Source organism: Pseudomonas sp. Pse79, from assembly GCF_024519615.1.
In the GTDB taxonomy this organism is placed as follows: Bacteria; Pseudomonadota; Gammaproteobacteria; order Pseudomonadales; family Pseudomonadaceae; genus Aquipseudomonas; species Aquipseudomonas veronii.
Genome location: NZ_JALJRR010000009.1, coordinates 124,908 through 136,243, shown reverse-complemented (window position 1 = coordinate 136,243; position 11,336 = coordinate 124,908). Strand labels below are relative to the sequence as shown.

The 11,336-nt window shown below is 64.0% G+C and carries 13 protein-coding genes; all 13 read right to left on the bottom strand.

What is annotated here, in order from left to right; translation table 11 throughout:
* Positions 1 to 457: 457 nt before the first annotated feature.
* The 13 genes from fliR to fliF all read right to left on the bottom strand — a co-directional run bounded on the left by fliR (position 458) and on the right by fliF (position 11,181).
* Entirely contained in the window at positions 458 to 1,246 is a 789-nt protein-coding gene (gene fliR / locus NR164_RS13985) for a flagellar biosynthetic protein FliR (protein ID WP_079444656.1), read from the bottom strand.
* 6 nt (positions 1,247 to 1,252) lie between these two features.
* Positions 1,253 to 1,522 carry a flagellar biosynthesis protein FliQ gene (gene fliQ / locus NR164_RS13980; protein WP_046382143.1) on the bottom strand — a complete coding sequence of 90 codons (270 nt, stop codon included), beginning with the start codon at positions 1,520 to 1,522 and terminating at the stop codon, positions 1,253 to 1,255.
* 14 nt (positions 1,523 to 1,536) lie between these two features.
* A complete protein-coding gene (gene fliP, locus NR164_RS13975; protein ID WP_256822869.1) occupies positions 1,537 to 2,229 on the bottom strand; it encodes a flagellar type III secretion system pore protein FliP in 693 nt (230 codons plus the stop codon).
* Positions 2,226 to 2,630: a flagellar biosynthetic protein FliO gene (fliO, locus tag NR164_RS13970; RefSeq protein ID WP_046382141.1), complete on the bottom strand. Its 405-nt coding sequence runs from the start codon at positions 2,628 to 2,630 to the stop codon at positions 2,226 to 2,228. The genes fliP and fliO overlap by 4 nt, the downstream gene beginning before the upstream one ends.
* On the bottom strand, positions 2,627 to 3,097 hold the full coding sequence (gene fliN, locus NR164_RS13965) for a flagellar motor switch protein FliN (protein WP_169881812.1): 471 nt from the start codon (positions 3,095 to 3,097) through the stop codon (positions 2,627 to 2,629). Before fliN ends, fliO begins: the two co-directional genes overlap by 4 nt.
* On the bottom strand, positions 3,090 to 4,145 hold the full coding sequence (gene fliM / locus NR164_RS13960) for a flagellar motor switch protein FliM (protein ID WP_046382139.1): 1,056 nt from the start codon (positions 4,143 to 4,145) through the stop codon (positions 3,090 to 3,092). Before fliM ends, fliN begins: the two co-directional genes overlap by 8 nt.
* Positions 4,146 to 4,148: 3 nt before the next feature.
* Positions 4,149 to 4,619 (bottom strand): flagellar basal body-associated protein FliL, encoded by a 471-nt coding sequence (fliL, locus tag NR164_RS13955; protein ID WP_046382138.1) that lies wholly within the window; start codon positions 4,617 to 4,619, stop codon positions 4,149 to 4,151.
* 123 nt (positions 4,620 to 4,742) lie between these two features.
* Positions 4,743 to 5,945 (bottom strand): flagellar hook-length control protein FliK, encoded by a 1,203-nt coding sequence (locus NR164_RS13950; protein WP_256822868.1) that lies wholly within the window; start codon positions 5,943 to 5,945, stop codon positions 4,743 to 4,745.
* A gap of 8 nt (positions 5,946 to 5,953) precedes the next feature.
* The gene (gene fliJ / locus NR164_RS13945) at positions 5,954 to 6,424 is read right to left on the bottom strand and encodes a flagellar export protein FliJ (protein ID WP_046382136.1); all 471 of its coding nucleotides are present in this window, start codon (positions 6,422 to 6,424) and stop codon (positions 5,954 to 5,956) included.
* Between the two features lie 19 nt (positions 6,425 to 6,443).
* Entirely contained in the window at positions 6,444 to 7,811 is a 1,368-nt protein-coding gene (gene fliI, locus NR164_RS13940) for a flagellar protein export ATPase FliI (protein ID WP_256822867.1), read from the bottom strand.
* On the bottom strand, positions 7,808 to 8,482 hold the full coding sequence (locus NR164_RS13935) for a flagellar assembly protein FliH (RefSeq protein ID WP_079444660.1): 675 nt from the start codon (positions 8,480 to 8,482) through the stop codon (positions 7,808 to 7,810). Before NR164_RS13935 ends, fliI begins: the two co-directional genes overlap by 4 nt.
* Positions 8,475 to 9,473 carry a flagellar motor switch protein FliG gene (gene fliG, locus NR164_RS13930; RefSeq protein WP_046382133.1) on the bottom strand — a complete coding sequence of 333 codons (999 nt, stop codon included), beginning with the start codon at positions 9,471 to 9,473 and terminating at the stop codon, positions 8,475 to 8,477. Before fliG ends, NR164_RS13935 begins: the two co-directional genes overlap by 8 nt.
* The gene (gene fliF / locus NR164_RS13925) at positions 9,466 to 11,181 is read right to left on the bottom strand and encodes a flagellar basal-body MS-ring/collar protein FliF (RefSeq protein ID WP_256822866.1); all 1,716 of its coding nucleotides are present in this window, start codon (positions 11,179 to 11,181) and stop codon (positions 9,466 to 9,468) included. The genes fliG and fliF overlap by 8 nt, the downstream gene beginning before the upstream one ends.
* Between the last annotated feature and the right edge of the window lie 155 nt (positions 11,182 to 11,336).

Sequence of the window (11,336 nt, the reverse complement as noted above, 5' to 3'; positions counted from 1 at the left end):
GATCAGTCACCAGATGCATGGGCTGAAACACCGCCATCGGGGGCAAGCCCCCTCCCACAGTTGGACCGTGGCAGCTGATTGGCCAAAAATAGTCCTAAAGCCCACAGAAGCCCATCAACTGCGACGCCCCCATGTCACTGTTCAAACACATCAAAAACTGTGAGAGGGAGCTTGCTCCCGATAGCGCTGGATCAGTCATCAGATGCATGGGCTGAAACACCGCCATCGGGGGCAAGCCCCCTCCCACAGTTGGACCGTGGCAGCTGATTGGCCAAAAGTAGTCCTAAAGCCCACAGAAGCCCATCAACTGCGACGCCCCCATGTCACTGTTCAAACACATCAAAAACTGTGAGAGGGAGCTTGCTCCCGATAGCGATAGATCAGTCACCAGATGCATGGGCTGAAACACCACCATCAGAAGCAATCCCCCTCCCACAGTTGGACCAGGGTGCATGAGTCAAGCAAGGGTCATGTTGTCGACCAGGTACTGCATGAAGTGCAGGGTGTTGGTGAGCAGGCTGGCCAGAAACGGTCCCAGGTCGCCCATCACCACCATCAGCAGGATCAGGCCCACGGACAAGGTCAGCGGGAAGCCTACCGAGAACACCGTCAACTGTGGCGACACCCGGTTGAGAATGCCCATGGCCAGGCTGATGATCAGCAGCGTGGCGACCATCGGCAAAGCCAGCAACAGGCCGGTGAGAAAGATCGTGCTGCCATAGCGCGCAATCAGGTTCCAGGCGTTGGGGTCAAAACGCAGGTGGCCGATGGGCAGCGTCTTGAACGTGGTCGCCAGCAGTTCGAGCACCATGAGGTGGCCGTCCAGTGCGAGGAACATCAGGATCGTGATCATGCCCAGGTAGCGCGACAGCACCAGGCTGTTGGTGCTGGTATCGGCGGAAAAGAACGTGGCAAACGCCAGCCCCATCTGCATGCCGCAGATATCGCCGGTCATCTCCACCACCGCCAGCGTCACGCGCATCACCATGCCCAGCGACATGCCGATCAGCACCTGCTCCACCGTCACCCCAAGGCCGGCCCAGGAAAACAGCGACACCTCCGGCAGCGCCGGCAAATTGGGCGCCAGCAAGAAAGCCAGCAGCATCGCCAGGCCGACCTTCACCTGGCTCGACACGTTTTTGTGGCCGAGGATCGGGTCGCTCATCAGGTACGCCAGCACGCGGCAGAACGGCCAGAAAAAGCTGGTGAGCCACAGTTGCAGTTGCGCCGAACTGACCTCGATCAAGGTGCGTCAGCCAATCAACGTGGGCAGGCTGGTGAACAGCGCGCGGGTGTAGTCCACCAGCATTTCCATGATCAAGGGCCCGGCGATCACCAGCACCACGCACACACCGATGATCTTGGGGATAAACGAGAGGGTCGATTCGTTGATCTGCGTGGCCGCCTGGAACAGGCTCACCAGCAAGCCGACAAACAGCGTCACGAACAACACGGGCGCGGCCACGATCATGCTCATCCGCATGCCTTTGTAAGCCAGATCCATGACCATTTCCGGCGTCATCGTCTACGTCCTCATCAGGTATAAAAACTCTGCGCCAGGGAACCGAGCAGCAACTGCCAGCCGTCTACCAGCACAAACAGCATCAACTTGAACGGCAGCGAGATGGTCGACGGCGGCACCATCATCATGCCCAGCGCCATCAACACGCTCGCCACCACTAGGTCGATGATCAGGAACGGGATAAAAATGGTGAAACCGGCCTGGAACGCGGTCTTCAATTCGCTGGTGACAAAGGCCGGCAGCAACACACGCATGGGCACATCCTCCGGCCCTTGCAGGTCGCCGATGCGCGCCACCCGTGCGAATAATGCGAGGTCGCCCTGGCGGGTCTGGGTCAGCATGAAGGCGCGAAACGGCTGGCTGCCCTTGTCGAGAAATTGCTCCATCGTGATCTCGTCCCGGGAGAACGGCTGCCAGGCGGTTTCGTATGCCTGGTCGAGGGTTGGCGACATGACGAAAAACGTCAGGAACAGCGCCAGCCCCAGCAGCACCTGGTTCGGCGGTGCCGAGGTGGTGCCGATGGCCGTGCGCAGCAGGCCGAGCACAATGATGATGCGAGTGAACCCGGTCATCATCAGCAGCACCGCCGGCAGGAACGCCATGGCGCTGAGCAGCAGCAGGGTCTGCAGGCTCAGCGACCATTGCTGGCCGCCGGCCTGGCCGGTGAAGGCGCTCAGGCCCTGCATCGCCGGTTCCAGGGCCGTCATGAGGCGCGCCCCTTGCGCAGGTTGTGCTTCAGCGCATGCGTCAGGCGTTCGGCAAAACTGTCGCCCGGTGCGACCGCCGCAGGCTCAGGCTCGGCTGCCGGCGCGTCCATTTGCGCCAGGGCGGTGACTTGCTGGGCCGTCACCCCCAGCACCAGCCATTGGCCGCGCACCTCCACAATCACCACCTTTTCACGCTGGCCCAGCCCGGTGCTGCTGACCACCCGCAGCATCTTCCCCGGTGCCAACGGCCGTGAACCCATGCGCCGCGCGAGCCAGCCGCACACCAGCACGCAGGCGAGCACCACCACCAGCGCCAGGCCGGTCTTGCCCAGCAATGCCAGGTTCATCACGTTGTCCGAGGGCACGCCAAGGGGCGCGGGTGTTGCGCTGACCAGGCTCATCGGTTGAGCTTTTGCACGCGTTCGGACGGAGTAATGATTTCCGTGATCCGAATGCCGTATTTGTCATCCACCACCACCACTTCGCCCTGGGCGATCAGGTAGCTGTTGATCAGGATGTCCATCGGTTCCCCCGCCAGGCCGTCCAGCGCCAGCACCGAGCCCTGGGCCAGTTCCAGCAATTGCTTGATGGTGATTCGGGTGCGGCCCAGCTCCACGCTGAGCTTGACCGGAATATCCATGATCATTTCCAGCTCACGCGCAGCCGCCGCAGGTGCTGGCACCGGCAACGGCTTGAACAGGCTCGAGCCTACGCTTGGCGCCGGGCCGGCAACCGCCGCGTCGGTTTGCTCCTGTTCGGCCAAGGCCGCCGCCCACGGGTCGTCGTCACCGGCTTCGGCGGCCTGTTCGGCCAGGGCGTCAGCCCATTCATCGGGCTCTTGGGGCTCGAGGGTGTTTGAATCAGTCATGATCGGATTCCTTGGCAGTGGACACGTGGCCCTTCACGAATCGGCTGGTAGAAGAGGAGGAAAGGCTCAGCGAGTGATCGACCAGGTCCTTCACAAGTAACGCGCGCACGCCGTTCTGGCTGCCGTATTCGCAGGTCATGACCGGCACGCCGTCGACCCGCGCACTGACGATCTCGGGCAGGTCGATAGGCAGCACATCGCCGACCTTGAGCGCCATGACCTGGCCCATCCGCGCATCCAGCTCGACAAAGTCGGCGATCAGCTCAATCTCGGAATGGGTGATCTCGCCGGCCATGCGCTTGTTCCAGTGGCGCTCTTCCTCGGGATTGGTATCCGTCAGCGGGCCGTTGAGCAGTTGGCGCATCGGCTCGATCATCAGGTACGGGATCACGATGTTGAAATCGCTGGACAGGTTGCCGACCTCCAGATGGAAGGTGGCATTCACCACGATTTCATTCGGTGAACTGGTGATGTTGGCGAACTTGGCCTGCATCTCGGAACGCAGGTATTCGATTTCCAGGGGGTAGACCGACTTCCAGGCGTCCTTGTAGGCATCCACCGACAACCCCAGCAAACGCCGGATGATGCGCTGCTCGGTGTGGGTGAACTCGCGACCTTCGGACTTGGTCACGAAACGCCCGTCGCCGCCGAACAGGTTGTCCACCACCATGAACACCACGCTGGGCGGGAACACCACCAGGGCCGTGCCGCGCAGCGGTTTCATGGCCAACAGATTGATGTTGGTGGGCATCGGCATGTGCATCGAGAATTCGCTGTAGCTCTGGTAGCGCACGCTTTTGACGGTGATATCGATGCTGCGCCGGATCAGGTTGAACAGGCTCATGCGAAAGTAACGGGCGAAGCGTTCGTTGATGATGTCCAGGGCGTGCAAACGCTCATGGATCACCCGGTGCTGGGTCGCCGGGTCGTAAGGGCGCACCCGCGCGGCGTCCAGGGTGTCGGCGTCATCCGCCGCAGCGTCGCCGTCGTCGCCCCCGCGAAGCAACATGTCGATCTCGTCCTGGGAGAGCAAATCGTCAATGGCCATGGGTTATTGCACGATAAAGTCGGTGTACAGCACGCGCAGCACCGCAGGTGCGGGTTGCTGCGGCGCCAGGGGCTGCTTGAGGGTTTCCAGGACCTTGCCGGCAAGCGCCGCCTTGCCCTGGGGCGTGATCACCTGCGTGGTGTTCTGCCCGCTCAACAGGGTCAACAACTGGCTGCGTATTTGCGGCATGTATTGCTGCAGCAGGGCCTGGGTCGCGTCATCCGCCACTTCCAGGGCAAACCCCACGTACAGCAGGCTTTGCTCATCGCGCTCGTTCACCAGGTTGACCGTCATCGGGGCGATGGTGACCAACCGCGGCGCCTGGGGCTTTTGCGCCACGGGCTCGACCGTCACTGCCTCAGCCGCCATGCCGTGTTGACTGAAATAGAGGTAGGTGCCGCCGGAACTGGCGGCGACGACGACCAGCGCCAGCAGCAGAATCAAGAGCCAGGGGGTTTTGCGGGTGGTGGTCATTGGCTGGAACCATGGAATGAAGGAAAACGGTTAGGCAGGGCTCAAGTATGACCATCGCCCTGCTCCGCCCATGGCGCGATAAGACCAGGGTAACGGCGGTATCTCGCTGTTTTGATTTGAGAATCAGACGTACAGGTCCACACCCGAACTGCGCAACACCACCTGCTGGACGTGCGCCGGGAGTGCTTCGTCGCGGCTGACCGCTGCGCTGGACGGCTGGGCCTGCGGATCACGCGGTGTCTGGCCGCCCGCGGCCTGGCGTGAAGACTGGTCGCTGACCGAGGCTTGCCCCAACGCGATGCCTTGGGTGGCCAGCGCCTCGCGCAACTGCGGCAACGCCTGCTCCACCGCCGCCCGCACCGACGCATGGGCGGCCTGGAACTGCGCCTGGGTGGTGCCGTCATTCAGGTTGAGGCTGATGGACAACGGGCCGAGTTCGGCCGGGTGCAGGCGCAAGTCCACTTGCTGCTCGCCACGCGTGACCATGTCGACCATCTGCTGGCCCAGGTCAGTCTGCCAATCGGCGCTGCCGATGGCGGCCGTGAGCACCAGGCCATTGCTCGCAACCGTGTCGGCGACGGCCAGGTTCGTCGGGCTGAAGGATGCCGCTGAAAGGCTGAAGACACTCTGCGGATCGGGCTGGCTCTGCGCCTGGCTGTCGTGCGTTTGCGCGCGCACGCTGGGCACGCTGTCGGCGACGCTGGCGACCAGCGTCGGCATGGCGTCGGGCAGGTCGATCGGTTGCGGCGTATCTGCCTCGTCATCCGCCGCAGGCAGGCTGGTCGCCTGGGCCGGCGCACGACTGCTGATCAGCGGGGCGGGCTCGGCTGACTCAGCGCTGACCACCACAGGCAGCGGCACGCTGACAGGCGTCGGCGGTGCCACGATCATTGCGGCGGTATCCAGCTGGCCGGCGCTTTCGATCAGGGCCATGCGCTGGCGAATGTCGTCCAGCGAGCTGTCGCCCTTGGTCGTCGGCTCAGGTTCTTCAACCGCTGTCACGGGTTGATCGGGCCAGGCATTCGGCACCTCGTCCACCGCTACGGGCTCTGGCTCAGCCAGCGGCACTGGCGCTGCGACCACCGGTGTGGGCAGTGCAGCCGCAGCCGGTTCCGGCATGACCGGGGCGGTGTCCGCAGCCGCCAATGCCGGTGCCAATGTCGGGGCCGGTGCCAACTGAACCACCGGCAGCGGGTCAGCCACTGGCGCATCGACCTGGCTTAATACCGCGGCAAACGACTCACTCGGCGCAACCGTCGCCTCAGCGGGAAGACTGGCCGGCGCAGGCGCTGCGGTCGATGGCGCTAACGACGCGAGAATGTCCATGGTGTCCCTTAGAGGCTGCTATCGATGGAAGTTGGAAACGCTGCCGCCCGGCGCCGCAATTGGCTGGCCAGTTCGTCCATCTGGCGTTGCTCGACACGCCCGGCGCGCACTTGCGCCTGTTGGGCGCGGCGGCTCAACAACGCTTCAATCGCGTTGACCTTGCGCCACTGCGCCATCCAGGTGATCTGGTGGTGCGCCACCTGTTTGCGGTGGCGCTCCAGGCTTTTTTGCGCACGCTCCACGGCCTCTTCCAGCGACTGCAAAAAGCCCCGGTAGTTGGTCAGCGCCGAAGGGCTCATGCCGTCCTTGGCCAGTTCCAACTGCAGGTTCTGGCGGTACTCCTGCTGGTACTGGTCCAGGGTGCGCAACTGGTTGATCACCAGTTGCTCGGCAGTGCGGCTTTGCGCCAGGGCGCGGGCCGCGATGTCGCGTGCCTTGGCGGTCAGTTCGATCAGCAGGTGCAGCGATTGGTCAGCCATCGATGGTTACTCGAAAAGGTCAGTTGCCGGGGAACAACAGGGTCAGGCCGTGCAGGGTCTCGTCAACGCTGGCACGGTCGTCGATGCGCTGCTGCAGGAACCGTTCGATATGCGGGTACAAACCCACCGCGCGGTCGAGTTGCACGTCGTGGCCCTGGGTGTAGGCGCCCACGCTGATCAGGTCGCGATTGCGCTGGTAGCGCGACAGCGCCTGCTTGAGCTGATTCGCCTTGCGCTGCTGGGCGTCGCTGGCAATGGCCGTCATCGCCCGGCTGATCGACGCTTCGATATCGATGGCCGGGTAGTGCCCGCTTTCGGCCAGGTGCCGGGACAGCACAATGTGCCCGTCGAGGATCGCCCGCGCCGAGTCGGCAATCGGGTCCTGCTGGTCGTCGCCTTCGCTGAGCACCGTGTAAAACGCAGTGATCGAGCCGCCGCCGGGCGGCCCGTTGCCGGTGCGTTCCACCAGCTTGGGCAGCTTGGCGAACACCGACGGCGGGTAGCCCTTGGTGGCTGGCGGCTCGCCCACGGCCAGGGCGATTTCGCGCTGGGCCATGGCGTAGCGGGTCAGCGAATCCATGATCAGCAGCACGTCTTTGCCCTGGTCGCGAAAGTCCTCGGCCACCCGCGTGGCGTACAACGCGCCCTGCAAGCGTTGCAGCGGCGAGGTATCGGCCGGCGCGGCGACCACCACGGAGCGACGCAGGCCGTCTTCGCCGAGAATGTTGTCGATAAAGTCCTGTACCTCGCGGCCCCGCTCGCCGATCAGCCCGACCACGATCACATCGGCCTGGGTGTAGCGGGCCATCATGCCCAGCAGCACCGACTTGCCCACGCCGGAACCGGCAAACAGGCCCAGGCGCTGGCCACGCCCGACACACAACAAGGCATTGATGGCGCGGATGCCCACGTCGATCTGACGGTCGATCGGCGCACGCTTGAGCGGGTTGAGCGGTTGGGTGTGCAGACTAGCGTGGTGGGCGCCCAGCAGCGGGCCGCGACCATCCAGGGGCTGGCCGCCGCTGTCGAGCACGCGGCCGAGCAAGGCCATGCCGAGGGGAAAACTGCGATTGCCGCCGACGCCGGTCTGGCCGTCCTGCGCGGCAAACACCCGCGCCCCCGGTTGCAGGCCGTGGATTTCCGCCAGGGGCATCAGGTACAACGTGTCCCCGGCAAAGCCGACCACTTCAGCCTCGGCGTATACGCCTTCATGGGACGTCAGCTCAATACGGCAGGCGCCTCCCAGCGGCAGACGCAGGCCCACCGCTTCCAGCACCATGCCGGTGGCGCGGGTGATGCGCCCGCTGCGCAGGTGCGGCGCGACCTGCAAGGGCTTGCCCTGCACCGACGCCAGGACCTGGCTCCAGCGCTCGAGGTGCGCGTTCATGGCTGTTCATCCAGGGTGCGCTCGACGCTGCGATTGAGCAGGCCCAACCGCGAAGGCCGCGTGGCATCCAGCTCTCCGCCGGCACTGACCACACGGCACCCGCCGGGCAACATCGCCGAGTCCGCATGCAAGGCCCAGCCTGCCGCTTCGATCTGCTCGCCGAGGCTGTGTTGGACGCGTTGCAGATCCTCCGGGTGGAGCCACAGCTTGGGTTTGCCGGTGAGTTCAAGGTCACTGTCGAGCAGGCTTTTGACCAATACCAGCACCTGCTCCGGCTGGGCGGCCAGCGCATCACCGGCCAATTGTCGGGCGGCCTCCAGCGCAATGCCCACCAACTGGCGGGCAATGTGCGTATCCATCGCCTTGAGGGCCTCGTCGAAGTTACGGCACAGCTCCAGCAGCGGTTGCAACGTCTGCCGCACCTGCTGGTGCAACTCCACGGCGGCGGCCTGGCGCCCTTCGCTCAAACCTTGTGCATAGCCCTGCTCCACGCCTTGGGCATGGCCGACCTGCTGGGCTTCGGCGAGGGTCTTTTCCCGCAGCACCTGCATCTCCAGCTTGCGCTGGAAGGCTTGCTTGCGCACGCGCTCGCGATGGCTGCTCTGCGGATCATCGCCGAGCGAGGCAGGGCTGCCCAACGGGTCCATCTGCCAGGGCTGCCAATCAGACATAAGTGTCATTACCGCGCGCGGTCACGATTTCGCCGCTGTCGGACAAGCGCCGCACCACCGCAAGGATGGCCTTCTGTTCGGTTTCGATCTGCGACATACGGATAGGGCCGCGCGCTTCCATGTCTTCGCGGAACAACTGCCCGGCACGCTGGGACATGTTGTGCAGGAAGCGTTCGAGCAACGCCGGCGGCGAGCCCTTGAGCGCGATCGCCAGGGAGTTGTGCTCCACCTGTTGCAGCAGGGTCTGGATGCCGCGGTCGTCGACGTCGATCAGGTTTTCGAACAGGAACATCTCGTCGAGGATCTTCTGCGCCAGGTCTTCGCTGTGCTCGCGCACCGTGCCGATGGCCAGTTCCTCGTGGGTGGAACTCATCAGGTTGAGGATCTCCGCCGCCGTCCTCACGCCGCCCATTTTGCTGCGCTTGAGGCTTTGACCGTCGAGCATCACGCCGAGCACTTCGGTCAGTTCCTGCAACGCCACCGGCTGCACGCCGCTGAAGGTGGCGATACGCAGGATGATGTCGTTGCGCAGGCGGTCGGGCAGCAATTGCAGGATGTCGGAGGCCTGGTGACGCTCCAGGTGGACCAGGATGGTCGCGATGATCTGCGGGTGTTCGTCGCGGATCATTTCGGCCACCATCGAGGCCTCCATCAGGTTCAGCTTGTCGATGCCGGAGCCGGTGTTGGTGCTTTCGAGGATGTCGTCGATCAGGCTGGCGGCACGCTCGCTGCCCAGGGCCTTGGTCAGCACGGCGCGGATATGGTCGCTGGTCTGGATATTGATGGCCGCGTATTGGTCGGTCTCGTCCATGAACTCTTCGAGTACCTGACGCATTTCTTCATGGGAGACCTGGCTCAGGCGCGCCATTTCCATGCTGATGGCTTCCACATCGCCACTGGGCAGGAACTTGAACACTTCCGCCGCGCTGTCGGCATCCAGGGACAGCAGCAAAATCGCACTGCGGCGCGAGCCGTTCATTTTGCTAGTCATTTTTCTTCATCCATCCGCGCACGATCATGGCGACCAGCCGCGGGTCTTCGGCGGCAATCTGTTGCAGGCTCTGCATGTTCTGCTCGTACACCGCCGACTTGCGCGGCAGGGTGTGCGGCGTGTTGTCCTGGCCGGCGACCACCACGCTGGTACCGGTGCTGGTCGGCATCAGCGCGGTGCCCGGCTCGGCACTGGCCGCGAGCATCTGGGCGTTTCGACTGGCGTTGCGCCGTTGCATCGGTCGCAGCACCAGCCACCACAGCAGCAGCGCGGCAAAGGCCACCAGCAGGTAACGCAAACCACTGATCAGCAGGTTGTAGGCCTCGGGGGTTTTCCACCATGGCGGCTCGGCGACCGAGGTGTCTTCGCTCACGAACGGGCTGTTGATCACTTGCAACGCATCGCCACGACTTTCGGTGAAGCCCATGGCCTGGCGCACCAGGTTATTGATGTTCTCCAGCTCTTCCTTGCTCAGCGGCTCAGCGGTCGGCGCGCCGTCCTTGAGCACCGTGCGGTAGTTGACGACCACGGCGGTGGTCAGGCGCTGGATCGTGCCCAGGCTCGATTTGACGTGCTCGACGTTACGGTCGACCTCGTAGTTGATCATCCGCTCGCTTTGAGTGGCATTCGCCGGCTTGCTGGCCTTGGCATCGGCGGCGGTTGCCGTGCCGCCCGCCGGCGTCGGTGCGGTGGCCTTGGTCGGCGCCGGGGTATTGGGCGGCGAGTTGGTCAGCGCGCCAGGCACGCCGCGACCGGCATCATCGCCTTCCACCACATGTTCGGAGGTTTGCTTGCTGCGCACCGCCGCTTCATGGCTGTCCTGGTTGGGCGCATAGCGTTCGGCGGTGCTTTCGCGGGTGGAGAAATCCACTTGGGCAACGACCTGGGCATGCACGTTCTGGCTGCCGAGCAGCGGCGTGAGGATGTCTTCGATACGCCGCTGGTAGGAGCGCTCGATCTCATGCACATAGTCCAGTTGCGTGCCGTCGGGGCCGGTTGTATCGCCGTGGACCTGGGACAGCAGGCGCCCGTTCTGGTCGACCACGGTTACCGCATCGACACTCAGTTCCGGCACGCTGGAGGTGACCAGATGCACAATCGCGCTGGCCTGGCTTTGCCCCAATTCACGGCCGGGTTGCAGGGTCAGAACCACCGAGGCGCGCGCGGCCTCGCGGTCGCGAACGAATACCGATTGCTTGGCCATCACCAGATGCACCCGCGCCTTGGCCACCGGCCCCAGGGATTCGATGGTGCGCGCCAGCTCGCCTTCAAGGCCGCGCTGGTAGTTGAGGTGTTCGGCGAACTGGCTGACGCCAAAGGCCTGCTTGTCGAGCAACTCGAAGCCGATGCTGCCGCCCTTGGGCAAGCCTTGCTCGGCCAGCTGCAGGCGCAGGGCGTTCATCTTGTCGCCGGGCACCAGGATGGTGTTGCCGCCTTCGCTCAGGCGATAGGGAATCGCACGCTTGTCCAGCTCACTGATGATTTGTCCGCCGTCCGCTTCGCCGAGCCCGGAAAACAACACGCGATATTCCGGCTCGCGCGCCCACAGCAGCAGCGCCACCACGACGGCAACCGCGGCGGCTGCCGCCAGCAGCAGAGGCACCAGGGGCTGGTTGCGAAACAGCGTGGTCAACGCCTCCAACGGCTGGGTTGGAACACGGGTCGCCAGGTTCTTTTGCGCGCCTTTGGCCAGGACTGCGGTACTCACGAACACCTCGATGGCGAGGGTAGGGCCTGTACGAAAGACATTGCAGAGTCCGGTAACAGTATTATTAGTCGATCAGCCTCCCCTCGCAGAGAGGAACAGCTGGCAGGGCTTCATTCTGGCGAAAATGCCAAAAGCTAAACGCCGGAAAAGCCACC